Consider the following 24,190-nt stretch of genomic DNA (forward strand, 5'->3'; position numbering starts at 1 on the left):
GGTCTTGGTCGGAGGCGGGGGCGGGGTCGGGGTCGGGGTCGGGGTCGGGGTCGGGGTCGCGCGACCGAACAGCGGGACAGCAGGACGGCGGGACAGCCGTACGGTCTGACGGTCCGACAGCCGGACGGTCCGACGGTCGTACGGCGAGGCGGTCGTACGGCCCGGCGGGGTCGGGGCAGCCGGGCCGTCAGGCCGTCAGGCGCCGGACGAGGGCGACCAGGGCGGCCCGTTCGGCACCGGGGCCGGCGTCCACCGTTTCCGGGACGAGCATGCGGGCGAGCTGCGGCAGGGTGAACCAGACGGAGACCAGGGACAGCACCGCGTGCATCAGCTGGCCGGGGCCCAGGCCGTCCACGGATGCGCCGGCGCCGCGGGCACGGGCGACGGCGGCGACCTTCTCCGCGTAGTGGCCGCAGCGTTCGCCCTGGGCGGCCAGCCGGTCCTGGCACATCAGGCCCTCCCACGCCTTGAGCCGCAGGAAGTGCGGGTGGGCGCGGTGGTAGTCGTAGATGCGGCCGGCGTAGTCGCCGAGGTCGGCGGCCTGGGTGTCGGTGAGCGGTACGGCCGCGGCGACCTTCTCCAGCTCCGCCTCCAGCACGGCGGTGAAGAGCTTCTGCTTGTTCCCGAAGTACTGGTAGATCCGCTCCTTGTTCACGCCCGCCCGCTCGGCGACGCGCGCGACCCGGGCGCCCTCCGGCCCGTGCTCGGCGAACTCCGCCACCGCGGCGTCGAGCAGGAGCTGTTTGGTGCGTGCTGTGTCCCAGGCCATGGGCTGCACCCTAACTCCCGGCCGGGGCCCCGCGCCCACTTCGCCAACCAAATGGTTGGACTTTGGATCATGGGCGTGCAAGACTCCAACCGTTCGGTTGGAGATCCGCTCCGGCCGTCATCCGCACACCGCATCCGCACACCGGGGATTCCGGGGGGAACCATGAACACAGCGCCGTCCGTCCACCGCCGCGCCTTCATCACCTGGCTGGCCGTCTACCCGACCATCACCCTCGCGCTCCTCCTGCTCGGCCCGCACATGGAGAGCCTGCCGCTCGCGGTCCGCACGCTGGTCCTGACCGTGGTGGTGGTCCCGGTCGTGGCCTACGGGCTGATCCCGGCACTGATGAAGGCCAACGCCGCCCTCGGCCGCCGGGCCGCGGAAAACCGTTCCGGCGAGGCGGCGCCCCTCACATAGCCTCCGGGCATGACCATGAGGAACTCGACCGTACGCGCGGTCAACCGGCTGACCGGCCGGTGGGCGGAGGCCGCGGTGGCGCCCGGAGGCCGTACGGGCACGGTGCTGACCGCGGCCGGTCTCTGGCCGCTGCTGGCCCTGCTGGCGGACGGCGCGGCCGGCCCGGCCCGCACCGAACTGTCCGCGGCGCTCGGCATACCCGCGGACCGGGCTTCCGCCGCGTCACGGGAACTGCTCACCGCGCTGGGGCGCGTACCCGGCCTCCAGGCCGCCGTCGGGCTGTGGTCCGACGGCGGCCTGCCACTGGATCCGGGCTGGTCGGCCCGGCTGCCCGAGGGTGCGCGGGGCACCCTGACCGGCGACCCGGCCGTGGACGGCAGGGCACTGGACCGCTGGGCGTCCGAGCGGACGGGCGGCCTCATCGAGCGCATGCCCGTACAGCTGACCGAGGACACCAGGCTGGTGCTCGCGTCGGCCCTGGCCATGCGAGTCCGGTGGCTCCGGCCCTTCCGGGACTGGCCATCGGTCATCGACGACGGCCCGTGGTCCTGTACGAGCGTCGTACGGCTGCTGCGCAGCACCTCGCTTCTGCACCGGGTCCGGGTCGCCGAGACGCCCGCCGGGCCGGTCACCGTCCTGGAAGTGGTCGGTGGCGGCGGAGTGGACGTTCACCTCGTGCTCGGCGAACCGGAGGCCGTCGCGGGACGGGTGCTGGCCGGAGGCATCGCCGCCGTGACCCGCTCCGTCCCGTCGACCGACGGCTTCTCCCTGCCCTGGGGCACGGCCGGACCGGGCCTGGACGTCCGACGGGAGGCGGCCTACCGGCCGGAACCCCGGCTCCACATCGACACGGTGGCCTTCTCGGTCGAGGCCGAGCACGACCTCATGGACCATGCCGGGCTGTTCGGCCTGGAAACGGCCGCCTCACGCGTCCCTTCCGGCCACTTCCCCGGGATCAGCGGCGACCCCCTCCTCATCGGGTCGGGCAGCCAGGCGGCGATGGCGCGCTTCCACGCGAGGGGGTTCGAGGCCGCGGCCGTCACCGCCTTCGGCCTCGCGGGCGCGGGCATCGCGCCACGCCCCCGGTACCGCATCCGGGCCGTCGACCTGCGTTTCGACCGGCCCTTCGGCTTCCTCGCGGTCCAGCGGTCCTCGCGGCTCGTACTGGCCGCGGGGTGGGTGGGCGAACCGCTCCCCGCCACCCCGGAGCGGGAGAAGTCCCAGGAGGAGAAGGAAGCGGAGGAAGCGGCGGCCTGGGCGGAGGAGGACCGGGACGACACCACCCTGAGGGGCGTCTTCCGCGTCGGACCGGGCTCGCGGCGGCCGGGACGGGGACCACGAAGCGGAGAACGGTGACCGAGCAGCGGACTACGGTGACCACGCAGCGGACTGACGTGCCGCCAGGGCCGTCGTCTCCGCGAAGGACGGCACCCGTCCGGTGCCGCCGCGCCCGGACACCGACAGGGACGCGGCCGCCGCCCCGTACGCGACGGCCGCCCCGAGCGGGTCGCCCAGCGCCAGCCGGGCCGTGACGGTGCCGGTGAAGCAGTCCCCGGCGCCGGTGGCATCGACCGGGTGCGGGTTCACCGGGACCGGGAGGAACCGCGCCGGGCCCCCGCCCTCCTGCAGCAGCAGCCGCTCCGCGCCCGCCGTGACGGCCACCGTCCGCGCGCCCAGCTCCCGGTAACGCCCGGCGGCCTCCCGCGGGTCGGCGGTGCCGACCAGCGCGCCGGCATCGGCCGGGCAGGAGGTCTTCAGCAGCCCGGTCAGCGGGGCGAGCCGGGCGAGCAGCGCACGGGCCTCGGCCCCGGAGGTCAGGCGGGCGCGGAAGTTGGGGTCGTACGTGACGTGCCCGCCGGCCGCGTGCACGGCCTCGGCGGCGGCGATCACCGCCTCGCGGCTGCTCCCGGAGAGGGCTCCGGTGATCCCGCTGGTGATCAGGGACGCGCCGGAGACCAGCAGCGGGAGCCAGGACTCGACGTGCCCGGCGGAGAGGGTGGAGCCGGCGCTGCCGGTGCGCCAGTAGACGAACTCGCGGTCGCCGTCCCCCTTCCCCGCGACATCGGCGTCGGTATCGCCGTGGGTACCGGCGCGGGTGGCGGTGTCGGTCTCTGCGGCGAGCAGGTAGGCGCCGTTGGGGCGCGGCGAGCGGCGGACGTGCCGTACGTCGATGCCGAGCGCCGTGGCGTGCTCCAGCAGGGGAACGGTCAGCTCCTCCTCGCCGACGACGGCGAGGAGGGCGGTGCGTGCTCCGGCTGCGGCCGCCGCCGCGGCCGCGTTGAGGGCGTCGCCCGAGTAGGAGATCCGGGCGGCGGTGCCGGGCGCGGCCTTCCTCAGCGGGCGCCCGGCATGGACCTCGACCAGGACTTCGCCGAGGACCAGCACGTCGTAGGCACCGTAGCCGCCGTACCCGTCGTGGTCGTCGCACCCGTCGTGGTCGTCGCACCCGTCGCGGTCGTCGCACCCGTCGCGGTCGCCGCAGCCGTCGCGGTCGTCGCGGCCGGGGTGCGCGGCCCGCCCGTTCACGGGAGTTCCCCGCGGTCGGCGAGGGCCGCGAACAGTGCGGCCAGTTCGGCGGGGTCGTCCGGAAGCCCGCCGCCTATGCCGACGGCGGCGGCGCCCGCTTCGAGCCAGTCGGGTACCCCGGCGGGCCGGATGCCGCCCGTCGGCACCAGCAGGGCTCCCGGAAGGACGGCCGCCAGGGAGCTCAGGAAACCCGGTCCGAGAACGTGCGCGGGGAACACCTTGGCGGCGCCGTCCGCACGGACGGCCGTGGCGATCTCGGCCGGGGTGAAGCCCCCCTCAAGGAACACGGCGTCACGCCGGGCGGCGACCTCCCGGACCCCGGGCGCCGGGTAGGGCGAGACCAGGAAGGCGGCTCCGGCGTCCAGCGCGGTCTCGGCCTGCGCGGCGGTGGTCACCGTGCCGAGGCCGACGAGGGCGGGTCGGCCGTCGGCCCCGGTGAGCGCCGCCGCCCGGGCGAGGGCCCCGGCCCAGCCGGGCGTGGAGGTGGTCAGCTCCACCGCCCGGCAGCCTGCGGCCAGCAGGGCGGCGGTCCGGCGGACGGCCCGGTCGGCATCGGGGGACCGGAGCACGGGCAGCAGCCGCTGCGCGGCGATGACGGCGTACGGATGGGACGCGGACCGCGGACCGGCACCCACCCCGCCCACCGGATCCGTCTCGGAAGCATGCACGGAACCCCTCCCCATTCGTTCCACGTAACGGAACTCGGTATCGTGTACCGGAACTTCGAGGCCGACTCTACCCATGCGGGGGGACACCGTGTCCATGCACGGAACGGACGGAATCGGCGCGACGGACGGCACGCCACCGCCCGGTACGGCGTCACCCGGAACCGCGCCCCGCGGGGCGCCGTCCGCCGGTACACCCTCGCCCGGTACGCCGACGCCCGGTACGCGCGCCGGCCGGACCTCCGCCGCCGGCACGGCCCTGGAGAAGTCGATGCGGATCCTGGAGGCGGTTGCCGCCCCGGGCGGCCCGCACCGGCTCACCGACCTCGCCGCGGCGGCCGGGGTGCCGAAGTCGAGCACCCACCGCATCCTGGCCTCCCTCGCCGAACAGGGCTACGTACGGGCGGAGACGGAGAGCCGGTACGGCGCGGGGCCTCGGCTGCGCGGCCTGTCCGCGCTGGTGGCCGGGGGCGAGCCGGAGAGCATCGGGCGGATCCTGGACGGACTGCGGGCGGCGACCGGACAGACGGTCCATCTCGCCCTGCACAGCGGACGGACGGTCACCTACATCCGGAAGCTGGAGAGCGACCGGCCCTTCCGGACCGCCTCACGGGTCGGCATGCGGATGCCGCTGCATTGCACGGCCATCGGGAAGGCCGTGCTGGCGGGGCTCCCGACGGCGGAGGTGCGCGCGCTGACCGGCGCCGCCGGGCCGGCCGGGCGCACGCCGAACACGCTGACCACCGCCGCCGCCCTGGAGGCGGAGCTCGCTCGGGTCAGGGCCCGCGGCTTCGCCGTGGACGACGAGGAGAACGAGCCGACCATCCGGTGCGTCGGCGCGGCGGTCCCCGGTCCGGACGGGCGGCCGGTCGGCGGGGTCAGCGTGACCACCGTCACCTTCCTGACCGGCCGAGAGGAGCTGGAGTCGTACGCCCCCGCCGTACGGGCGGCAGCGGAGGCCCTGGCTCCGCTGCTCTGAGGCGAGTTCACCCGAATGCCAGCCCCTGCCATGGTCCTTCCCGGCCCGCTCCGCCCTTCGCGGCCGGGTCGCCGGGGCCCCGACGGGCGCCTGTTTCCGGCCACCGAGTCCGGGATGTCCGGTCCCGGGGGTGCCGTTCGGCGCCCCGCAGGCGTCCGCTCGCCCTATCGTTCCGATCCGACTATCGGATAAGTGTTATCCAGTTCCCTCTGGGCGGTCTCCCGGGCATTGGGCACCATCGGCCGGCGGCAAGACAGGGAAGTTCCACATGAGCACACGGCACACGGCGGGTTCCGCGGGACCGGCGGGATCGGCGGAGTTCGCAGCACTGGTCGTCGCGGCCCGCGAGGGTGACCCCCGGGCGCAGGACGACCTGGTCAGCGCCCACCTCCCGCTGGTCTACAACATCGCCGGACGGGCCCTGGGCGGGTCCGTGGACGTCGACGACGTGGTCCAGGACACCATGCTCCGTGCGCTGGACGGCCTGGGCGGACTCCGTTCCCCGGAGAGCTTCCGGTCCTGGCTGGTGGCCATCGCCATGAACCGTGTACGGGCCCACTGGCAGGACCGGCAGACCGGCCCCTACGGTCTGGACGCCGCCGAGGAACTCGCCGATCCGGGGGCCGACTTCGTCGACCTCACCGTGGTCCGGCTGCAGCTGGCCGGGCAGCGCCAGGAGACGGCCCGCGCCACCCGCTGGCTGGAGCCCGACGACCGCGGGCTGCTGTCCCTGTGGTGGCTGGAATGCGCCGGCGAGCTGACCCGGGCCGAGGTGGCCGCCGCCCTCGAACTGACCCCGCAGCACGCCGCGGTCCGCGTCCAGCGGATGAAGGCGCAGCTGGAGGCGGCCCGGGTGGTGGTCCGGGCGCTCGACGCGGTCCCGCCCTGCGAGGACCTGCGGACGGTGCTGGCCGGCTGGGACGGCCGGCCCTCCGCCCTGTGGCGCAAGCGAATAGCCCGGCACGCCCGGGAGTGCATGCGCTGCTCGGGCCTGTGGGCGGGCCTGGTCCCGGCGGAGGGACTGCTGGCCAGCCTGGCGCTGATCCCGGTCTCGGCGGCCCTGCTGGCGGGCGTACGGTCCGCCGTCGCGACCTCCGCCACGGCGGCGACGGCCACCTTCCCGGCGGCATGGAGCGGACCGGCCGGCACCCCCGGCACGCCCGGTGCGTACGACGCGACGGCCGCGGGCGGCACCACCACCGCAGCCCCGTACGCCGCGGACGGCAGCGGGAACGCGGCCCGCGGCGGTTCCGGGGAGGCGGACGCCGCCACGACCGTGGGCCACCGCGGCGAGGGCTTCCGCGCCGGTGCGCGCAGGGCCCGCGCCGGCGCACGCAGGCGCCGGGCCGTCGGCGGGGCCGTGGTGGCTGCCTGCATGGCCGGCGGGGCCTTCTGGTACCTGGGGTCCCCGGACGACGACGAGGCCGCGGACCGGATCGTGCAGGGCGCGCCCGCGTCCCCGCTCGGCGTTCCGACTGCCTCGGACCCCGCCGCCCCGGCCTCGCCCACGTCCTCCGCATCCGCATCCGCTTCGGCTTCCGCTTCTGCCTCCGCCTCCGCGTCGGCCCGGCCCTCCGCCGGTGCCTCCAAGAGCGCCTCTCCGGCCAAGAGCCCCTCACCGACGAAGAGCTCCGCCAAGCCGAGCGCAGGCCCCTCCACCGTGAAGCCGAACGGCGGCGCCGCCCCGTCCGGCCTGGCGGCACAGGTCGTGGCGCTGGTCAACAAGGAGCGGGCGGCGGCCGGCTGCGGACCGCTCAAGGAGGACGACCGGCTCCGCGACGCCGCCCAGCGGCACTCCGACGACATGGCGGCCCGGAACTTCTTCGACCACACCAACCCCGACGGCAGCGACCCCGGCGACCGGACCACCCGGTCCGGCTACCGCTGGTCGACGTACGGCGAGAACATCGCGCGCGGCCAGCAGACCCCGGAGTCGGTGATGAACTCCTGGATGAACAGCTCCGGGCACCGCGCCAACATCCTCAACTGCTCCTTCAAGGACATCGGCGTGGGCATCCACAAGGGCTCGGGCGGCCCCTGGTGGACCCAGAACTTCGGCGCCCGGCAGTAGCACGCGGAGCACCGGCCGGGCCGCCCGGGCCCGGCCACCGCCCCCGCCGGCATCGCCGTCGTCCGCCCTCCATCCCGCCGTCAGGCAACCCGGCCGGCGGCGGCCTATCCGACCGGGCCCGTCCCCGCACCCGTCAGGGCCCGGGCCCGGGCCCGGGAGCGGTCGCGGAACCAGGCGACCGTCCCGACCAGGACGGCGGCTGCCAATCCGTACAGCGGGAGCCACAGGGTCGTCGTCGAGGCGAGGCATTCGGCGACGGCCTGGCGGGCCTGGGACTCCTGCGCGAACGCCAGGGCCGCGCCGTCACCGCCGGACACGTCCCCCAGCGATGCCGCCGCCCGGAGGGCCTGGTACCGCCCCAGCAGCGCGCAGTCGCGGCGCGTTCCGGGCATCGGCAGCAGCCAGGCCCGGCGCTGCAGCAGGGGTGCGAGGGCGACCGCCGCGCACAGGCCGCAGACCAGCGCGTACGCGACCAGGCCGCGCGTGTACGGCGACCGGACGCGCGGAGTCCACTCGGCCCGCCTCTGGAACGCGAACATCACGGCGAGGAGCGTCACGCCGATGAAGGTGGCGAACCACTGCCACGATCCCGAGGCGAGCGCGAAGGTCAGCACCGCGCCGAGTCCGATCCCGATGACGCCGGGAGACGGAGCGTCATCCCCCGCCACGGCGGCGGACGGCCTCGGGCTCACTCGGGGGCTGGGATCGCTCACGGACCTCTCCTGCACACGGGCCCCTCCTGCACGACGGCCTCCTGGCCGCGGGGGCCGCCCCAGCATCCCCCGTGGCCCGCACCCCGCCACGGCCGCCATGCCGCGGGCCCGGCCGTCCCGCCCGGATGGCCGGTCCGGGCGTAACGGCCGGGTGCCGTACGGACGGCCCGGGGTCCGTCCGGCGGATCAGGTCGCACGGCCCGGCCTGATCCGGAAGACACGGCTCAGTGGTGGAAGCCCGACTTCGGGTGGGCGACCGGGGGCGGGGGCGTCTCGGTGAGGTGCTCGACGGCCCGGCGCATGTCGTCGGTCAGCAGGGCGATCTGGTCGAGGGTCACGCCGTGCCGGATCAGCACGCGCTGGATGACGGTGTCCTGACGTCCCTCGGGCAGCGGGTACGTCGGGACCTGCCAGCCGCGCATCCGGAGCCGGTCGGAGAGGTCGTAGAGGGTGAACGGGGTGCCGTCGGGGTCGGCGAGCTCGTAGGAGACGGCGGGGAGGCCGCCGGTGCCGTCGTAGAGCAGGGTGAACGGCCCCATCTCGGCGATCTTGCCGGCGAGGAAGCGGGCGGTGTCGGCGCAGGTCTGCTGGACCCGGCGGTAGCCCTCCCGGCCCAGCCGGAGGAACAGGTAGTACTGGGCGATGACCTCGCCGCCGGGGCGGGAGAAGTTGAGCGCGAAGGTCGGCATGTTGCCGCCGAGGTAGTCGACCCGGAAGACGAGCTCCTCGGGCAGCAGGTCGGCGGTGCGCCAGACGATCCAGCCGACGCCCAGCGGGGCGAGCCCGTACTTGTGGCCGGAGGTGTTGACCGAGGCGACGCGGGGCAGGCGGAAGTCCCACACCACGTCGGGGTGGAGGAAGGGCGCGACGAAGCCGCCGCTGGCGGCGTCGACGTGCACGGGGACGTCCCAGCCGTGCTCGGCCTGGATCCGGTCGAGTTCGGCGGCGATCTCGGCGACCGGCTCGTAGTCGCAGGTGTAGGTGATGCCGAGGATGGCCACCACGCCGATGGTGTTCTCGTCGACGTACTCGGCGAGCTGGTGGGGCTGGAGGCCGGTGGCGCCCGGCTCCACCGGGACCTGCCGGAGCTCCACGTCGAAGTAGCGGGCGAACTTCTCCCAGCAGATCTGGACGGGGCCGCAGACCAGGTTGGGGCGGTCGGCGGGGCGTCCGGCCGCCTGCTGCCGGGCGCGCCAGCGCCACTTGAGGGCGAGTCCGCCGAGCATGGCCGCCTCGCTGGAGCCGGTGGTGGAGCAGCCGGTGGCGCTGGCGCCGGCCGGTGCGTTCCACAGATCGGCCAGGATGTTCACGCAGCGCGCCTCGATCTCGGCGGTCTGCGGGTACTCGTCCTTGTCGATCATGTTCTTGTCGAGGCATTCGTTCATCAGCCGGTGGACCTCGTCGTCCGACCACGTGGTGCAGAAGGTCGCGAGGTTCTGTGCCGCGTTGCCGTCGAGGAGCAGCTCGTTGCGGAGCAGCTGGTGGACGACGCGGGGGATCGAAGGGAGGTCCGGCATCCGGTACTTCGGGAGCACCTGGTCACTCAGGGCGGAGCTGAAGACGTCCGTTTCGGCGCCCAGGTCACGGGGGTCCTTCATCTCATGAAGTGCCATATCGGGACTATATGGGACGTTCGGCACGGGAACCTTCAAGACGTCTCGGCGGTGTGAGCCCGCTCATCACGACCCTCCCCACACAGGAGAATTTTCTGTCGAGTAAGCTTTCGAACTGAGATCTTCCCGTTCGATCCACTGGAGCCGGTCCGGACGGGAAGATCATCAATTGTGTTCAACACACAACTTATCCGCCGATGTCCGGATCTCGACTACTCCCCGTATCGGCGCTGGTACTCCTTGTGGTCATGAACAAGATCACCAGGCGTCGTGCGCTGAGCACCTCGGCCGCCACCCTCACGGCCCTCGGACTCGCGACCACGGCCCACGCGGTCACCACCGCGCGCACCACCCCGTCCCCTGCCGCCGCCCCGGCGGCCGCGCCGGGCACCGTCGACGAGGTGTACCTCGGCCGGCGGATACAGATCGCCCCCGCGGACGGCGGGGGCCACGGCGGACACGGCGGACACCACGGCGGCCACACCCCGCCCGGCGCCCCGGCCGTCCGGATCGACGGGCGCGAACTGCACGTGATGCGCAACGCCGACGGCAGCTGGATCAGCGTCGTCAACCACTACGAGACCTTCCCCGACGTGCACGCGCTGGCCCGGGCCGCGGTCCGCGAGCTCCAGGGCGCCGCCCTCGTCCCGTTCGGCGGTGCGGCATGACCGTCCGCAAGAACCAGGCGACCCTGACCGCCGCCGAGAAGAAGGCCTTCACCGGCGCCCTGCTGGAGCTCAAGCGCACCGGCGCCTACGACCGCTTCGTCACCACCCACAACGGCTTCATCATGGGCGACACCGACTCCGGCGACCGGGTCGGCCACCGCTCCCCCTCCTTCCTCCCCTGGCACCGCCGCTTCCTGATCGAGTTCGAGCAGGAGCTGCAGAAGGTGGACGCCTCCGTCACCCTGCCCTACTGGGACTGGACCGCCGACCGGACCTCCCGCTCCTCGCTGTGGGCCGCCGACTTCCTCGGCGGCACCGGCCGGGCCCGCGACGGCCAGGTCCTGGACGGGCCGTTCGCGTACGCCGGCGGCAAGTGGGAGATATCGGTCCGCGTCGACGGCCGCCCCTACCTCCGGCGGGCGCTCGGCACCGGGGTGGCCCAGCTGCCGACCCGGGCCGAGGTGGAGAACGTGCTCGGCATGGCCGAGTACGACAGGGCGCCCTGGAACAGCTCCTCCGACGGGTTCCGCAACCATCTGGAGGGCTGGCGCGGAGCCAACCTGCACAACCGGGTGCACGTCTGGGTCGGCGGCCAGATGGCCACCGGCGTCTCCCCCAACGACCCGGTGTTCTGGATGCACCACGCCTACGTCGACAAGCTCTGGGCCGAATGGCAGGCGCGCCACCCGCAGTCGCCGTACCTGCCGGCCGCCGGTACGCCGAACGTGGTCGACCTGCACGACACGATGCGCCCGTGGAACGACGTGACCCCGGCGGACATGCTGGACCACCGGAAGTTCTACACGTTCGACACCGAACCGGCCTCCGCCAGCCAGCGGTAGGTCAGTTCCGGGCGGCCCACCTGGCCGTAGCGGGGTGCGCGGGCCGCGCGGCCGGTGTCCACCAGGTGCTCCAGGTAGCGCCGGGCGGTGATCCGCGAGATGCCGGCCTCTTCCGCGGCCCCCGCCGCGGTCAGCCCCTCGGGGGCGGCGCGCAGCAGGGAGCAGACCCGGTCCAGGGTGGGTGCGCTCAGGCCCTTGGGGAGGGCGGCCGGGCGGGGTGCGCGCAGGGCCGCGAGGGCCCGGTCCACGTCGTCCTGCCCGGCGGCCTCACCGGCCGCCGCGGCCGCGCGGAACTCGGCGTAGCGGAGCAGCCGTTCACGCAGGGTGGGGAAGGCGAACGGCTTCAGCACGTACTGCACCACGCCGAGCGAGACGCTCTCGCGGACCACGGCGAGGTCGCGTGCGGAGGTCACCGCGATCACGTCGGCGGGGTGGCCGGAGGCCCGCAGCCCGCGCGCGAAGCGGAGTCCGTGGCCGTCGGGCAGGGTCAGGTCGAGCAGCAGGAGGTCCACCGGGGTGCGGTCCAGCACCCGGGTGGCCGCGGCCAGCGAGTGCACGGTGCCGACCACGGTGAAGCCGGGCACCCGGCCGACGTAGAGCGCGTGCGCGTCGGCGGCGACCGGGTCGTCCTCGACGACCAGCACCCGCACGACCGGCGCCGCCGACGCCATCGGGTCCGTCGGCGCCGGGGGGTGGATCCGGTCCGTCGGATCCGACGGGTCAGTCGGGTCAGTCGGGGCGGTCGGGTCGGTCGGGTCGGTCGGGCCCTTCGGATCCGACGGGAACGTCCGGGTCATGGCCTGCCTCCCGCGCCGGGCGCACCGGAGGCCGCCCGGCCCGCCTCGCGCGTTTCACGCGTTTCGCGGGTGTCACACGCCTCCGACGCCTCGTGCACGTCCCGTTCCTCCCGCGCCTGGTGCACGTCCCGTGCCTCCGTTGCCCTCCGGGTGCCCTCCGGACCGCCGGCCGCCGTGTCCGGCCGCTCCGCCGGGCCGGCCGCCGCGCGCAGTGGTATGCGTACGGTGAACTCCGCGCCCCCGCCCGGGACTTCGGCCACCGCCACCGAGCCGCCGTGCCGCCGGGCGGCCTGCCGGACCAGGGCCAGGCCCAGTCCGCGCCCCTCCCCCTTGCCGGACCAGCCGCGCCGGAACACGTCCACGCCGGCCGGCAGTCCGGGGCCGTTGTCGGCGACCTTGAGGAGCAGCCCGTCGCCGTCACGGCGGGCCGTCACCGCGATCCGCCCGCCCGGGGTTCCGGTCAGCGCGTCGACCGCGTTGTCGATGAGGTTCCCGAGCACCGTGACCAGGTCCCGGGCCGGGGGGCCGCCGGGACCGGCCGGCAGGCTGCGGCTCTCCGGGGTGACCACCAGTTCGACACCGTGCTCGTGGGCCTGGGCGGCCTTGCCCAGCAGCAGTGCCGCCAACACGGGTTCCCCGACGGCGCCCAGCACCTGGTCGGTGAGGGCCTGGGCGAGCTCCAGTTCGGCGGTGGCGAACTCCACCGCCTCCTGGGTACGGCCCAGTTCGATGAGCGAGACCACCGTGTGCAGCCGGTTGGCCGCCTCGTGGGCCTGGGAACGCAGGGCGCTGGTGAAGCCCCGTTCGTGGTCCAGCTCGCCGGTCAGCGCCTGCAGGTCGGTGTGGTCGCGCAGGGTCACCACGGTGCCGCGCCGGCCGCCCCCGTCCACCGGGGAGCTGTTGACGACCAGCACCCGGTCGGCCGTGAGGTGGACCTCGTCCACCCGTGGCCGGTCGGCGAGCAGGGCACCGGTCAGCGGGGCCGGCAGGCCGAGGTCCGCGACGGACACGCCCACCGCCTCCCCGCGCAGCCCGAGCAGTTCCCGGCCCGCGTCGTTGACCAGGGAGATCCGGCGCTGCCCGTCGAGCATCAGCAGTCCCTCGCGTACGGCGTGCAGCGCGGCCTGGTGGTAGTCGTACATCCGGCTCAGCCCCCGGGCGTTGAGCCCGTGGGTGTGGCGGCGCAGCCGGGCGTTGACCACGTAGGTGCCGGCGCCGCCGAGCGCGAGGGCCCCGCCGGCGACCCAGCCGAGCGCGGTGAGCTGTCCGCCGAGCCGGTCGCTGATCGCGCGGACCGTGATGCCCGCGCTGACCAGCCCGGTGATCCGGTCACCGTCGCGCAGCGGGGTGACCACCCGGATGGAGGGCCCGAGCGTGCCGGTGTACGTCTCGCCGAAGGTCTCGCCGCGCAGCGCCGGGCCGGTGTTGCCGAGGAAGCGCTCGCCGATCCGGCGCGGGTCGGGATGGGTCCAGCGCCGCCCGTCCGGCGCCATGATCGTGACGAAGTCCACGCCGGAGTCGGTGCGGACCCGGTCGGCGTAGGGCTGGAGCTCGGCGGACGGGTCGGGTCCGCGGACCGCGTCCCGGACCGACGGCGAGTCGGCGACGGCGCGGGCGACGGCGCCCGCCTGCCGTTCGGCGGCCTCCTCGGCCTGCCGGCGGGCGCCGGCGTACGCGAAGACGGCGCAGCCGGCGACGACGACCGCGACCAGCACCACCTGCATGGCGAACAGCTGGCCGGCCAGGCTGCGCGGGCGGGGGATGCGGAACATGGCGCTCAGTGTGCACCGTGCCGTGAACTCAATGAACGCAAGGGTGACCGGGGTCACAGACTGCGACATGGTCTCCCGGAACGCGTCCGCCGACAGGAGCGGCGCGGGGCACGACCACGCAACACCAGGAGGCACCGTGGCCGCCGGACGGGACAGAACGCACTACCTCTACATCGCGGTGATCGCCGCGGTGGTGCTCGGCATCGTGACGGGCCTCGCCGCGCCCGGCACCGCCGTCGAGCTGAAGCCGCTGGGCACCGGCTTCGTGAACCTGATCAAGATGATGATCTCGCCCGTGATCTTCTGCACGATCGTGCTGGGGGTCGGTTCGGTCCGCAAGGCGGCCAAGGTCGGCGCGGTGGGCGGGCTGGCCCTGGGCTACTTCATGGTGATGTCCACGGTGGCGCTGGCCATCGGCCTGGTGGTCGGCAACCTGCTGGAGCCGGGCAGCGGCCTGCACCTCACGGACGCGGTGCGCAGCGCGGGCGAGGCCCAGGCCAAGGCGGGCGGGGCCGAGTCGACCGCGGACTTCCTGCTCGGGATCATCCCCAGGACACTGGTGTCGGCCTTCACCGAGGGCGAGGTGCTGCAGACGCTGCTGGTGGCCCTGCTGTGCGGGTTCGCTCTCCAGGCGATGGGAGCGGCGGGCGAGCCGGTGCTGCGCGGCATCGGGCACGTGCAGAAGCTCGTCTTCCGGGTGCTGGCGATGATCATGTGGGCGGCCCCGGTGGGCGCGTTCGGGGCGATGGCGGCGGTGGTGGGTGCGACCGGCACGGACGCGCTGAAGTCCCTCGCGGTGATCATGCTGGGCTTCTACGCCACCTGTACGGTCTTCGTCTTCCTGGTGCTGGGCACGCTGCTGCGGGTGTGCGCCCGGATGAGCATCTTCCGGCTGCTGCGCTACCTGGGCCGGGAGTTCCTGCTGATCCTCTCCACCTCCTCCTCGGAGTCGGCGCTGCCGCGGCTGATCGCGAAGATGGAGCACCTGGGGGTGTCCAGGCCGGTCACCGGCATCACGGTGCCGACGGGCTACTCCTTCAACCTGGACGGCACGGCCATCTACCTGACGATGGCGTCCCTCTTCATCGCGGAAGCCATGGGCAACCCGCTGTCCCTGGGCGAGCAGGTCTCGCTGCTGGTGTTCATGGTGATCGCCTCGAAGGGCGCGGCGGGCGTCACCGGGGCGGGGCTGGCCACGCTGGCGGGCGGTCTGCAGTCGCACCGGCCCGAACTCGTCGACGGGGTCGGGCTGATCGTGGGCATCGACCGGTTCATGAGCGAGGCGCGGGCGCTGACCAACTTCGCGGGCAACGCGGTCGCGACCGTGCTGATCGGGACCTGGACGAAGGAGTTCGACCGGTCCCGGGCGACCGAAGTCCTCGCCGGACGGCTGCCGTTCGACGAGAAGACGCTGCTGGACGACGGCCACGGGGCGGACGCCCCCGCCGCCGTGCCGGCCCAGACGGCCGAGGACGGCAAGGACCCGGTCCCGGCCTGACAGCGGGGCCGCCGTACGGCGGCCGGGCTGCGGTTCCGGCTCCGGCTCCGGCTCCGGCTCCGGCTCCGGCTCCGGCTCCGGGGGCTCCTCGGCTCGCCTGCTCCCCATCCCGACGACTCCCCGATCCCCCGGCGACTCCCCGATCCCCCGGCTCCTCCGCGGTCGGCCGGCCGACCCGAACCACGGCCCCGCGGAGGCGGGTGCGCCGCCCCGATCCCCCACCCGGGGGCGGCGCGCCCACCCTCCCGGCCGGGCCGGGCGCGCCCCCATGGCGCCCCGCCCGGCCGGCCCGGCCACACCGGCCGATCCCGTCAGGAACAGATGGTTTTCGGCCATCCGGTACGGAACGCACGTGCTGGGAAAGGTACTTCCCTCGCGGGGTGTCTCTCTGCAATCTTGCGTCCACCACTCGTTTCGTACGACCCGGTACGTGCCACCAGCGCCGCCGGGTCATCGGAGGACGCATTGATACCCCACATATCCAGTCGCCCCCGACGTACCCTCGCGGCCCTGGCCGCGTTCGGCGCCGCCATGACGTTCGCGGCTCCGGCCGCGTTCGCGGACACGGCGCCCGTCTCCCCGTCCGGCGCGCCCGCCGCTGCGAAGCAGCAGAACCGGGCCGCCCTGAACAACGCCTCGCCGAACGCCAGGAGTGCGACCTGGGCCGCCGGCACCCGTGCCTACCTGGTGATCACGGCCCCCGGGGACACCTCCGCGGTGCGGTCCGCGATCGCCTCCAACGGCGGCACGGTCTTCTCCTCCTTCGACGCCATCGGCGTGATCGTGGCGCATTCCGCCTCCGGCACCTTCGCGCAGACGATGCGCGGGGTCAGCGGGGTGCAGAAGGTCGGCGCGACCCGGACCTCCGACGTCCCGGCCGACGCCTACAACCCGGCGCTCCCGGCCAACCCGGCCCAGTCCGCCGCGCCGTCCACCGAGCCGGTGCGCTCGGACATGACCCAGATCAAGGCCGACCAGGCGTGGGCGGTCAACCCCGGTTCCGCCTCGGTCAAGGTCGGCATCCTGGACACCGGTGTGGACGACCAGCACCAGGACCTGGCGCCGAACTTCAACGCCGCGGACTCCGTCTCCTGCGCCTACGGCAAGCCGGACACCCGTGCCGGTGCCTGGCGCGACGTGGACACCCACGGCACCCACGTGGCCGGTACGGTCGCGGCCGCCAAGAACGGCAAGGGCGCCATCGGCGTCGCGCCGGGCGTGAAGATCTCCTCGGTGCGCATCGCCGAGCCGGGCAGCACGCTGTTCTTCGCGGAGAACACCGTCTGCGGCCTGGTGTGGGCCGGTGACCACGGCTTCAAGGTCACCAACAACAGCTATTACACGGACCCGTGGCAGTTCAACTGCCCGAACAACCTCGACCAGGCCGCCATCCTGGAGGGCGTGGGCCGCGCCCAGGCCTACGCCGAGGGCAAGGGCTCGCTCCAGGTCGCGGCGGCCGGCAACGCCAACTACGACCTGGCGAACAAGACCACCGACACCGAGAGCCCCAACGACTCGACGCCGGTGACCCGGAACATCACCAACGACTGCCTCGACATCCCGGCCGAGCTGCCGGGCGTCGTCACGGTCGCGGCGAACGGCACCAACGGCTCGTCCAAGGCGTCGTTCTCCAACTACGGCCGGGACGTCATCGAGGTCTCCGCGCCCGGCGAATCGGTCTACAGCACCGCCCCCGGCGGCAAGTACGCCTCGCTGAGCGGCACGTCCATGGCCTCCCCGCACGTCGCGGGCGTCGCCGCGCTGCTGGCCAGCGCCAACCCGGGCTACACCCCGGCGGACATCCGGGCGAAGCTCGGCGAGCAGGCCACCGACCTGGCCTGCCCGGCGGACAACCGCTGCACCGGCACCACGGCGAAGAACAGCTTCTTCGGCGAGGGCCGCGTGGACGCGCTGAAGGCGGTCGGCTCCACCCCGCCGCCCGGCAAGTACTTCGAGAACACGGCCGACGTCACCATCGCCGACAACACCACCGTGGAGAGCGCCATCACGGTCAGCGGTGTCACCGGCAACGCGCCGGCCGGCCTCAAGGTGGGCGTGGACATCAAGCACACCTACATCGGTGACCTGAAGGTGGACCTGGTGGCCCCCGACGGCACCGTCTACACCCTGCACAACCGCAGCGGCGGCGGCACGGACAACATCGCCCAGACCTACACCGTCAACGCCTCCGCGGAGGTCGCGAACGGCACCTGGAAGCTCCGTGTGAACGACAACGCCAACGCCGACACCGGAAAGATCGACGCCTGGAACCTCACCTTCTAGAGGGCTGGTTCCTAACCGGCTGGTTCCTGAAGGGCGGGTTCCCGAAGGGTTCGTTCCAGCCAGTCGAACACCACTTCGCAGTGCTGCTGCGGGGCCATCGGGGAGCAGTGCAACTGCGCCCCGGTGGCCCTGGTGAACCTGAAGTACTCCTTCGGGGCCCTGAGCAGGTCGAACATCTTCCGCGGCTGTCCCGGGTAGAACTGCTCGTCGTCGTAGTCGAGGACGAGCGTCGGGGCCTTGATCCTCGGAACGACGTCGGTGATGTCGAGCCCGATGGCGACCTGGGCCGGAGTCCACAGGTCCGTGAGGACCTTCCCCGCCCGGGCCTGCCGCAGGGCCTCCGTCGAGAAGATCTCGAACCGCTTCTTCACGGTGAAGGCGAGCTGGGGCGTCAGCTCCGGGACCACGTCCTCGTTCCACACCCGGTTGGTCTCCGCCTTGTCCGGGGTGACGATGTCCCGCAGTTCGGCATCGAAGCCCAGCCAGGGGCTGAGGCAGCCCGGCTCCGCGACCACTGCCGCGATCCGGTGCTCGAACGCCGCCGCCCTGGGGGCCAGGTTGCCGCCCATGCTCAGGCCCGTGAGGGCGATCCTGCCCGGGTCGACGTCCGGGCGGCGCACCAGCCAGTCCACGACCGGCGTCACCACCTGCTCCCAGCGGGTGGTGAACGGCACTTCGTGGACGAACAGCAGCTCGCCCTGGCCCGGACCGTCGTAGACGACCGCGTTCCAGCCCCGGTCGAGCGCGGCGGACACCCCGTACGTCCACATGTCCAGGTTCTGGCCGTCACTGCCGTTGGTGAGGATCACCGTGCGCCGCCGCCGTTCCGGACCTTCCGGCCGGAAGAACCACACCGGCAGCCGGTGTACGCCGTACGGGACCTGCGCGCGGACGGCGGCCGGCCGGCACAGTCCGGCGAACGTGTCCCAGGCTCCGCGGGCGGCCAGGTACACGTCCTTCTCGTCGGCGGGCCGACTGGTGCCCAGCACGTAGAACAGCGCCTGCGCGTAGTACTGGGAGGAGCGCAGGGCACGGAACCGCTCGGTCTCCGGGGCGGGCTTCCCGCCCTTCCCCCCAGGGGCCGGGGGCGCCTCCCCGAGCCGTTTGCCCCATTCCCTGAAGGTGTCGGTGTAGCTCTGCTCCGACAGGCCCGCGGCGTTGACCGCGTTGACGGCGGTGAGGACCTCGCCGACCTCCGAGGCCCGCATTCCGGCCGCGCCCAGCGCGAGGAGGCCGGCGAAGTTGAAGCCGGGATCCGCGAAGAGCTTCATGGCACCCGGCGCCGGTCCTTCCTCCGCCCGGGCGTGCGGGGCCCCGCCGGGGCCGGCGGCCATGGCCTGGGGCATGCCGAGGGCGAGCGCGCCCACGCCCGCGGCAAGCCCGGCGAGCGCGCCGCGGCGGCTGACGGCGGAGGACGGACGGTCGGACCCGGGGGTGTTGCCCATGCTGCGGAACCGTAGGCGGCCGGTCGGCCGGGCGGCGGCTGCGACACCGGCCGCTGCCCCGTTCGGCCCACGGCACGACGGCGGCGGGCGGGCGGTCAGCGGGCGGTCGCTCAGCGGGCGGTCGGTGAGCGGCAGCGGGTCAGCGGGTGCGCAGGACGCAGTCCCCGCAGAGGCCGCCGCCCGGGGCCCGGTAGTAGAGGCAGCAGCTGCGGCGTACGAAGGCGGCGCCGAGGCCCTCCTCGTAGACGAAGGTGCCGGTGCCGGCGAGGGGACCGGTGTCGTCCAGCAGGGCGGTGACCACGGGTGCGGCCACGGGGCCTGCGTCCGGGAGGCGGTTGACCAGTTCGCGCAGCGCCCCGACCAGCCCGGAGGCGGAGTTGCCCCGCAGGGTCTGCGGCGAGACGCCGTAGCGGCGGCGGAGCGTTTCCTGGAGGCCCGCCAGGTGGGCGAGTACGGTCCCGCCGACCTCCGCACCGGGCCGGGCGGCGGGCGCGGGCAGCCACAGTTCCACGGACTGCCCGTCGGGCAGCCGCCACCACACCCGGTCCGGATCCAGGTCGGGCACCCGGCCGGTCAGGACGTACGCGCCCAGTCCGATCGACCACATCCGGGCGGCCAGCCCGAACTGCAGCGTGGACGCGGCGACCCGGTCGTCGGCCCCGCCCATCCGTCGACCGACCTCGGCGACGTACTCCTCCAGGACGGGTCCGCCCGCGTACAGCGCGGCCAGTGTGCGGAAGCCACCGCCGGCCGGTTCGCCGCCGCACCGCACGGCGAAGAACCCGCCGACGTCGGCGAGCCGGACCAGGGCCCGATCCATGCCGTCGGTGCCATCCGTGTCGTCCGGGCCGTGCACGTCCTGCATGTCCTGCGTCCCCGGCTCCGGGCGGGCGTCCGTCATGTGTCGAGTCCGTATCCGTCGTCGGGGAGGGAGCGGTCCGGCTCGGGGCATTCCGCGTGGTCGGATCCGCCGGTGCCGAAGGAGTGCAGCGGCCAGTCCCGGGCGAGTTCGTCCTCCGGGTGGAGCCGGCCCGTGAACAGGAAGTACACGCTGCGGTCCGGGGCGGGCCGGGTGACCAGGGACCGCTGGTCCGGCAGCGATGCGCGGTACTCGGTCTCGAAGGCCACTCCCGCCGCCGTGAGGGCGGCCGTCAGCCCGGACTCGGTTACCGGCACCGGAAGGAGGGAGGTCTCCCCGGGACCGGGCCCCGGGACCTCCGGTTCGTCCCGCCACGTCGGAACCGTCAGGGACCAGAGCCGCCGGCAGCGGCACCAGGCCGCGTCCAGGTCGCCGTAGCCGAAGCGGTGGGGCCAGCGGTCGGCGCCGATCCGCTGCCCGTAGTGCGGCTCCCCGTGGACCGCGACCACGTCGTGCAGGTGGACGCCCACCTCGAACACGTCGAGGCGCCCCGTGGCCGCGAAGCGGACCAGCTCCGCCGAAATGTTCATGCACGCATGATGTCAGGCGGTCGGGCCGCGAAGTTCCGCCGGATCGAGGCCGGGGTGCGCGCGGAGGCCGGGGTGCGCGCGGAGGCCGCGGGCCGTTACGCCGGCTCGTCCGGGAGGTCGGGGCCCAGCATGTCGAGGTAGTGCGGATTGCTCATGATGCCGAGGACGTTGCCGAAGGGATCGGTCACCGCCGCGGTGACGAAGCCGGAGCCGCGGTCGACCACCGGCTGGTACTCGGCGGCCCCCAGGTCCAGCAGCCGCCGGCGGGTGGCCTCCAGATCGTCCACGTGCCAGTACAGGACGGCGCCGCCCGGAGCCCCGGCCGCGCCCGGGGGCGCGAACTTCGCGTCGATGACGCCGAGTTCCTGCTGGTGGTCGCCGATCCGGAACTCGGCGTACCCGGGCCGCTCGAAGCAGGGGCCGAATCCGAGCAGTTCGGTGTACCAGCGGGTGGCGGCCGCCAGGTCCTCCGCCCAGAAGCTGATCGTCGCGACTCCGCGCAGCATCCACGGCCTCCTCGCCGTCGTCCGTTCCCGGGCTCCGGTGTCCGTTCTTCCGGTCTGCGGGTTCCCGGTCATCCCGACACTACAGCGGGCGCGCCCGGGGCAGCGGTCTCCGCCGCCGTTCGGCGGGACGCCCATCCGACCGCGGGCCCCATGGCGTACGAGGCGGCCGTGAACAGCCCGCCCAGCAGCAGCCACCCCGGGATGCCCCAGAGCAGCAGCAGCGAGGTCAGCAGCAGCGGGCCCAGGGTGCGGGCCACCGGCACACCCGTGCCGAAGAAGCCCTGGTACTGGCCGGTCCGGCCGGCCGGGGCCAGCGCGAAGCCGATCTGCCAGGAACCCGCCGACTGCCGCATCTCCCCGGCCACCTGGAGTACGGCGCCCAGCACCAGCAGCGCCCCGGCGGCCCACCAGGCGCCGGGCAGCGCCGACAGCGCGAACACCGCGCAGCAGGCAGCCATGATCCGCCCGGAGGAACGCACGGCCGCGCCGGCGGTCTCCAGGTCCGACACCGGCCGGGCCATCCGGACCTGGAAGAGCATGACCGCGGCGGTGTTGAGCACGAACAGTGCCGAGACCAGCCAGCCGGGCGCGTGCGTACGCTCCGTGATCCACAGCGGCAGGGCCAGGCTGAGCAGCGGCATCCGGAGCAGCAGTACCGCATTGAGGAAGGTGACCACCGCGTACGGCCGGTCGCGCAGTACGGCCAGTCGGGGCTCCCCGCCGGCCGGTGCGGGGACCGGGGTCACCGCCGGGAGGCGCAGCAGGACCACGGCGCAGATCAGGAAGCCCAGCGCGTCCAGGGCGAACACCAGCCGGTAGGCGGTGGCGGTGTCCGCGGCGATGGCCAGTCCGCCGGCCGCCGCCCCGAGCGCCAGTCCCCCGTTGAGCACGGCCTGGAGGAACGCCAGCACCCGGGTGCGCTCCTCCGCGCCCACCAGCCCGGCGAGCAGGGCCTGCCGGGCCGCGGAGAGCCCGCACTGGGCGGTCGCGTAGCCGCAGGCGGCCGGCAGGAAGAGCAGGAAGGAGTCGATCAGCAGGAAGGAGGCAACGCTCGCGGCGGTGGCCAGGGCCAGCAGCGCGGAGGTGCCGCGCGGGCCGCGGCGGTCGGCGAGGGCGCCCAGCGGGACGCCCGCCACCGAGCCGACGGCCCAGGCGACGGTCAGCCCCAGGCCGATCTGAGCGGCCGGGAGACCGACCACCCGGGTGAAATACAGCACCGAACACACGTAGTACGCACCGTCACCGACGGAATTGGCCAACTGCGCGGCGGCCAGGCGGCGCGGCGCTCCGGGCGGGGGCAGGAATCGGGTCGTCACACCCTTGATCCCATCAAGGGAATGGCCTGTTCAGTAGGTCCATTCCCCTGCCACAGGGATGGGCCATTCAGGCCTGTCAGGCCGATGGGCCGGTGCACCCACCGGCCCAAGGGGCCGGTGGGCCGGTCGGCGACTCCGGCGCGCGGTCAGAGACCTCCCAGGAACTCCAGCAGCGCCCGGTTGAACGCCTCCGGCTGCTCCACCCCGGGCAGGTGCCCGGCGTTCTCGATCACCACCAGGCGGGAGCCGGGAACCAGCGCGTGCAGCCCCTCCGCCTCCGCGACCGGGGTGTAGACGTCGTCGGCGCCGACCACCACCAGGCAGGGCACCCGGCAGGCGGCGAGCACCGGCCGGTAGTCGGGCCGCTCGGCGCGGCCCCGCAGCGCGGCCGCGGCCCCCTGCGGATCGGTGCCGCGCATCAGGCCGTCCACCAGCGCGGCGGCCTCCGGCTTGGCCGTGACGTTGTACGGCGCGAGCATCTTGTCGATCACCTCGTCGGCGTACGGGCCCATGCCCTCGGCGATCAGGCGTTCGGCGGTCTCACGGCGGAACTTCCTGCCCTCCTCGGTCTCCGGGTCGGGCGAGGTGTCGGAGAGCACCAGGCCGCGCACCCTGCCCGGGTGGCTCCGCAGCAGTTCCATGGCGATCTGCCCGCCCATCGACACGCCGCACACGACCGCGCACCCCACGTCGAGGTGGTCGAGCACGGCGATCAGGTCGTCCGCGAACACATCGAACGGGGTGACTCCCGACACAACCCCGCTCCGCCCGTATCCGCGCAGGTCAGGGGCGATCACCCGGTATCCGGAAGCCGCCAGTGCGGCCGTCTGGGCGCCCCACAGGGTGCGATCGAAGGGGTGTCCGTGAACCATCAGTACGGGCGGACCGGCCTCCGGGCCGTGTTCCTCGAAAAAGAGTGTTGTGCCGTTCGCAGCAAGGGGGTTCATGGGATCAAGGTAAACGGATACATTGAGCCACTCGCGCGTTCACCTGACCGCCGATTCCCTTTCATCCCCGTTTTCCTCGGGGAGGGCTGTCAGCAGCGCAAGATGTTCCACCACCCATCATTCGAAGGACCGAAGGCTCCGTGCCCGTACCCGTACTCCTCGCCGGCCGCACCACGCGGCTCGAGCCCCTCGCCCCCCACCACGCTGAGGCCCTGGCCCTCGCCGGGGCCGAGGATCGTACGACTTACGCCTTCACTCCGGTACCCCACGGTCTGGAGGCGGCCCACTCGTACATTCAGCGTGCCCTCTCCGATCAGGCCGCGGGCCGATCGCTTCCGTTCGCCGTCGTCAGAGCCACTGACGGCGTGGTGGTCGGTTCGACCCGCTTCCTGGAACTCGACTACTGGCAGGGTCCGCTGGTGTGGCCCTCCGTCCCCGGGATCCCCTACGGCGATCCGATGACGGCGGTGCCGGACGCCGCCGAGATCGGCAATACCTGGCTGGCGCCGGGTGCCCAGGGAACGGGCATCAACACCGAGGCGAAGCTGCTCATGCTTCGCCACGCCTTCGAAACCTGGGGCGTCCGGCGGATCTCGCTGCGCGCGGACGCCCGGAACATCCGCTCCCGGGCCGCCATGGAACGGCTCGGCTTCACCTCCGAAGGGGTCCGCCGGGCCCATTCACGGGGGCTGGACGGCATGGTGCGCAGTACGGCCTTCTACTCGATCCTCGACGAGGAGTGGCCGGCCGTACGGTCGATCATCGAGCTGCGGCTCGCCGCCCGGGCCCCGGCCCGTCGGCGCCGCCGCAAGACGCTGGTTCCGGCGTAACGGTCCTGCAGCACACGGCGGCGGGGGGGGGGGGGGGGGCCCCCCCCCCCCCCCCCCCCCCCCGGCGCCCCCCCCCCCCCCGGA

22 protein-coding genes are annotated in these 24,190 nt (G+C 73.8%); 9 read left to right on the forward strand and 13 right to left on the reverse strand.

The window, feature by feature from the left end:
* Positions 1 to 187: 187 nt before the first annotated feature.
* Positions 188 to 769: a TetR family transcriptional regulator gene (locus tag AB0O36_RS28340; RefSeq protein ID WP_365115095.1), complete on the reverse strand. Its 582-nt coding sequence runs from the start codon at positions 767 to 769 to the stop codon at positions 188 to 190.
* A gap of 162 nt (positions 770 to 931) precedes the next feature.
* Between AB0O36_RS28340 and AB0O36_RS28345 the strand changes: the two genes are divergently transcribed.
* Positions 932 to 1,186, forward strand: a complete 255-nt coding sequence (locus tag AB0O36_RS28345) for a hypothetical protein (protein WP_365115097.1) — start codon at positions 932 to 934, stop codon at positions 1,184 to 1,186.
* Positions 1,187 to 1,195: 9 nt separating this feature from the next.
* The gene (locus tag AB0O36_RS28350) at positions 1,196 to 2,542 is read left to right on the forward strand and encodes a serpin family protein (RefSeq protein WP_365115098.1); all 1,347 of its coding nucleotides are present in this window, start codon (positions 1,196 to 1,198) and stop codon (positions 2,540 to 2,542) included.
* 12 nt (positions 2,543 to 2,554) lie between these two features.
* Here the strand turns inward: AB0O36_RS28350 and AB0O36_RS28355 are convergent, their stop codons facing one another.
* Positions 2,555 to 3,712, reverse strand: a complete 1,158-nt coding sequence (locus tag AB0O36_RS28355; RefSeq protein WP_365115099.1) for a PfkB family carbohydrate kinase — start codon at positions 3,710 to 3,712, stop codon at positions 2,555 to 2,557.
* On the reverse strand, positions 3,709 to 4,380 hold the full coding sequence (locus AB0O36_RS28360) for a bifunctional 4-hydroxy-2-oxoglutarate aldolase/2-dehydro-3-deoxy-phosphogluconate aldolase (protein WP_365115100.1): 672 nt from the start codon (positions 4,378 to 4,380) through the stop codon (positions 3,709 to 3,711). Before AB0O36_RS28360 ends, AB0O36_RS28355 begins: the two co-directional genes overlap by 4 nt.
* 73 nt (positions 4,381 to 4,453) lie before the next feature.
* Between AB0O36_RS28360 and AB0O36_RS28365 the strand changes: the two genes are divergently transcribed.
* A complete protein-coding gene (locus AB0O36_RS28365; RefSeq protein ID WP_365115102.1) occupies positions 4,454 to 5,356 on the forward strand; it encodes an IclR family transcriptional regulator in 903 nt (300 codons plus the stop codon).
* 268 nt (positions 5,357 to 5,624) lie between these two features.
* Positions 5,625 to 7,427 (forward strand): sigma-70 family RNA polymerase sigma factor, encoded by a 1,803-nt coding sequence (locus tag AB0O36_RS28370; protein ID WP_365115103.1) that lies wholly within the window; start codon positions 5,625 to 5,627, stop codon positions 7,425 to 7,427.
* A 104-nt stretch (positions 7,428 to 7,531) separates the two neighbouring features.
* Here AB0O36_RS28370 and AB0O36_RS28375 read toward each other — a convergent pair whose 3' ends face one another.
* Positions 7,532 to 8,140: a hypothetical protein gene (locus tag AB0O36_RS28375; protein ID WP_365115105.1), complete on the reverse strand. Its 609-nt coding sequence runs from the start codon at positions 8,138 to 8,140 to the stop codon at positions 7,532 to 7,534.
* A gap of 224 nt (positions 8,141 to 8,364) precedes the next feature.
* Positions 8,365 to 9,753: a glutamate decarboxylase gene (locus AB0O36_RS28380; RefSeq protein ID WP_365115106.1), complete on the reverse strand. Its 1,389-nt coding sequence runs from the start codon at positions 9,751 to 9,753 to the stop codon at positions 8,365 to 8,367.
* Positions 9,754 to 10,001: 248 nt separating this feature from the next.
* Between AB0O36_RS28380 and AB0O36_RS28385 the strand changes: the two genes are divergently transcribed.
* Complete coding sequence (locus tag AB0O36_RS28385) at positions 10,002 to 10,421, forward strand: tyrosinase family oxidase copper chaperone (protein ID WP_365115108.1); 420 nt, start codon at positions 10,002 to 10,004, stop codon at positions 10,419 to 10,421.
* The gene (locus AB0O36_RS28390; RefSeq protein WP_365115109.1) at positions 10,418 to 11,263 is read left to right on the forward strand and encodes a tyrosinase family protein; all 846 of its coding nucleotides are present in this window, start codon (positions 10,418 to 10,420) and stop codon (positions 11,261 to 11,263) included. Before AB0O36_RS28385 ends, AB0O36_RS28390 begins: the two co-directional genes overlap by 4 nt.
* Here the strand turns inward: AB0O36_RS28390 and AB0O36_RS28395 are convergent.
* Positions 11,221 to 11,934, reverse strand: coding sequence for a response regulator (locus AB0O36_RS28395; protein WP_365115134.1), 714 nt, complete (start codon positions 11,932 to 11,934; stop codon positions 11,221 to 11,223). The two genes, AB0O36_RS28390 and AB0O36_RS28395, sit on opposite strands and share 43 nt — an antisense overlap.
* Positions 11,935 to 12,056: 122 nt before the next feature.
* Entirely contained in the window at positions 12,057 to 13,832 is a 1,776-nt protein-coding gene (locus AB0O36_RS28400) for a sensor histidine kinase (RefSeq protein WP_365115111.1), read from the reverse strand.
* Positions 13,833 to 13,968: 136 nt separating this feature from the next.
* Here AB0O36_RS28400 and AB0O36_RS28405 point away from each other — a divergent pair, with 136 nt between their 5' ends.
* Together AB0O36_RS28405 and AB0O36_RS28410 are read left to right on the forward strand one after the other, a co-directional pair.
* A complete protein-coding gene (locus AB0O36_RS28405) occupies positions 13,969 to 15,330 on the forward strand; it encodes a cation:dicarboxylase symporter family transporter (protein WP_365115112.1) in 1,362 nt (453 codons plus the stop codon).
* Positions 15,331 to 15,861: 531 nt separating this feature from the next.
* Positions 15,862 to 17,613 carry a S8 family serine peptidase gene (locus tag AB0O36_RS28410; protein WP_365115136.1) on the forward strand — a complete coding sequence of 584 codons (1,752 nt, stop codon included), beginning with the start codon at positions 15,862 to 15,864 and terminating at the stop codon, positions 17,611 to 17,613.
* An 11-nt stretch (positions 17,614 to 17,624) separates the two neighbouring features.
* Here the strand turns inward: AB0O36_RS28410 and AB0O36_RS28415 are convergent, their stop codons facing one another.
* The 6 genes from AB0O36_RS28415 to AB0O36_RS28440 form a co-directional block, all read right to left on the reverse strand.
* Positions 17,625 to 19,058, reverse strand: coding sequence for an alpha/beta fold hydrolase (locus tag AB0O36_RS28415; RefSeq protein ID WP_365115113.1), 1,434 nt, complete (start codon positions 19,056 to 19,058; stop codon positions 17,625 to 17,627).
* Between the two features lie 139 nt (positions 19,059 to 19,197).
* The gene (locus AB0O36_RS28420; protein WP_365115115.1) at positions 19,198 to 19,959 is read right to left on the reverse strand and encodes a (2Fe-2S)-binding protein; all 762 of its coding nucleotides are present in this window, start codon (positions 19,957 to 19,959) and stop codon (positions 19,198 to 19,200) included.
* The gene (locus AB0O36_RS28425) at positions 19,956 to 20,507 is read right to left on the reverse strand and encodes a hypothetical protein (protein WP_365115116.1); all 552 of its coding nucleotides are present in this window, start codon (positions 20,505 to 20,507) and stop codon (positions 19,956 to 19,958) included. Before AB0O36_RS28425 ends, AB0O36_RS28420 begins: the two co-directional genes overlap by 4 nt.
* Before the next feature lie 95 nt (positions 20,508 to 20,602).
* Positions 20,603 to 21,013: a VOC family protein gene (locus tag AB0O36_RS28430; RefSeq protein ID WP_365115117.1), complete on the reverse strand. Its 411-nt coding sequence runs from the start codon at positions 21,011 to 21,013 to the stop codon at positions 20,603 to 20,605.
* Between the two features lie 68 nt (positions 21,014 to 21,081).
* Entirely contained in the window at positions 21,082 to 22,329 is a 1,248-nt protein-coding gene (locus tag AB0O36_RS28435; protein ID WP_365115119.1) for an MFS transporter, read from the reverse strand.
* A 146-nt stretch (positions 22,330 to 22,475) separates the two neighbouring features.
* Complete coding sequence (locus AB0O36_RS28440; protein ID WP_365115121.1) at positions 22,476 to 23,276, reverse strand: alpha/beta fold hydrolase; 801 nt, start codon at positions 23,274 to 23,276, stop codon at positions 22,476 to 22,478.
* 140 nt (positions 23,277 to 23,416) lie between these two features.
* Here AB0O36_RS28440 and AB0O36_RS28445 point away from each other — a divergent pair, with 140 nt between their 5' ends.
* Positions 23,417 to 24,106, forward strand: coding sequence for a GNAT family protein (locus AB0O36_RS28445; protein WP_365115122.1), 690 nt, complete (start codon positions 23,417 to 23,419; stop codon positions 24,104 to 24,106).
* Positions 24,107 to 24,190 lie beyond the last annotated feature (84 nt).

Source organism: Streptomyces sp. NPDC089799, assembly GCF_040684755.1.
GTDB lineage: Bacteria > Actinomycetota > Actinomycetes > Streptomycetales > Streptomycetaceae > Streptomyces.

Excerpts from the sequence above, each read along its gene's own strand:
- AB0O36_RS28365 (WP_365115102.1), top strand. The coding sequence starts at position 4,454 with ATGCGGGGGGACACCGTGTCCATGCACGGAACGGACGGAATCGGCGCG.
- AB0O36_RS28350 (WP_365115098.1), top strand. The coding sequence starts at position 1,196 with ATGACCATGAGGAACTCGACCGTACGCGCGGTCAACCGGCTGACCGGC.
- AB0O36_RS28395 (WP_365115134.1), bottom strand. The coding sequence starts at position 11,934 with ATGGCGTCGGCGGCGCCGGTCGTGCGGGTGCTGGTCGTCGAGGACGAC.
- AB0O36_RS28380 (WP_365115106.1), bottom strand. The coding sequence starts at position 9,753 with ATGGCACTTCATGAGATGAAGGACCCCCGTGACCTGGGCGCCGAAACG.
- AB0O36_RS28420 (WP_365115115.1), bottom strand. The coding sequence starts at position 19,959 with ATGACGGACGCCCGCCCGGAGCCGGGGACGCAGGACATGCAGGACGTG.
- AB0O36_RS28415 (WP_365115113.1), bottom strand. The coding sequence starts at position 19,058 with ATGGGCAACACCCCCGGGTCCGACCGTCCGTCCTCCGCCGTCAGCCGC.
- AB0O36_RS28410 (WP_365115136.1), top strand. The coding sequence starts at position 15,862 with ATGACGTTCGCGGCTCCGGCCGCGTTCGCGGACACGGCGCCCGTCTCC.
- AB0O36_RS28400 (WP_365115111.1), bottom strand. The coding sequence starts at position 13,832 with ATGTTCCGCATCCCCCGCCCGCGCAGCCTGGCCGGCCAGCTGTTCGCC.
- AB0O36_RS28370 (WP_365115103.1), top strand. The coding sequence starts at position 5,625 with ATGAGCACACGGCACACGGCGGGTTCCGCGGGACCGGCGGGATCGGCG.
- AB0O36_RS28440 (WP_365115121.1), bottom strand. The coding sequence starts at position 23,276 with ATGAACCCCCTTGCTGCGAACGGCACAACACTCTTTTTCGAGGAACAC.
- AB0O36_RS28340 (WP_365115095.1), bottom strand. The coding sequence starts at position 769 with ATGGCCTGGGACACAGCACGCACCAAACAGCTCCTGCTCGACGCCGCG.
- AB0O36_RS28425 (WP_365115116.1), bottom strand. The coding sequence starts at position 20,507 with ATGAACATTTCGGCGGAGCTGGTCCGCTTCGCGGCCACGGGGCGCCTC.
- AB0O36_RS28390 (WP_365115109.1), top strand. The coding sequence starts at position 10,418 with ATGACCGTCCGCAAGAACCAGGCGACCCTGACCGCCGCCGAGAAGAAG.
- AB0O36_RS28385 (WP_365115108.1), top strand. The coding sequence starts at position 10,002 with ATGAACAAGATCACCAGGCGTCGTGCGCTGAGCACCTCGGCCGCCACC.
- AB0O36_RS28430 (WP_365115117.1), bottom strand. The coding sequence starts at position 21,013 with ATGCTGCGCGGAGTCGCGACGATCAGCTTCTGGGCGGAGGACCTGGCG.
- AB0O36_RS28345 (WP_365115097.1), top strand. The coding sequence starts at position 932 with ATGAACACAGCGCCGTCCGTCCACCGCCGCGCCTTCATCACCTGGCTG.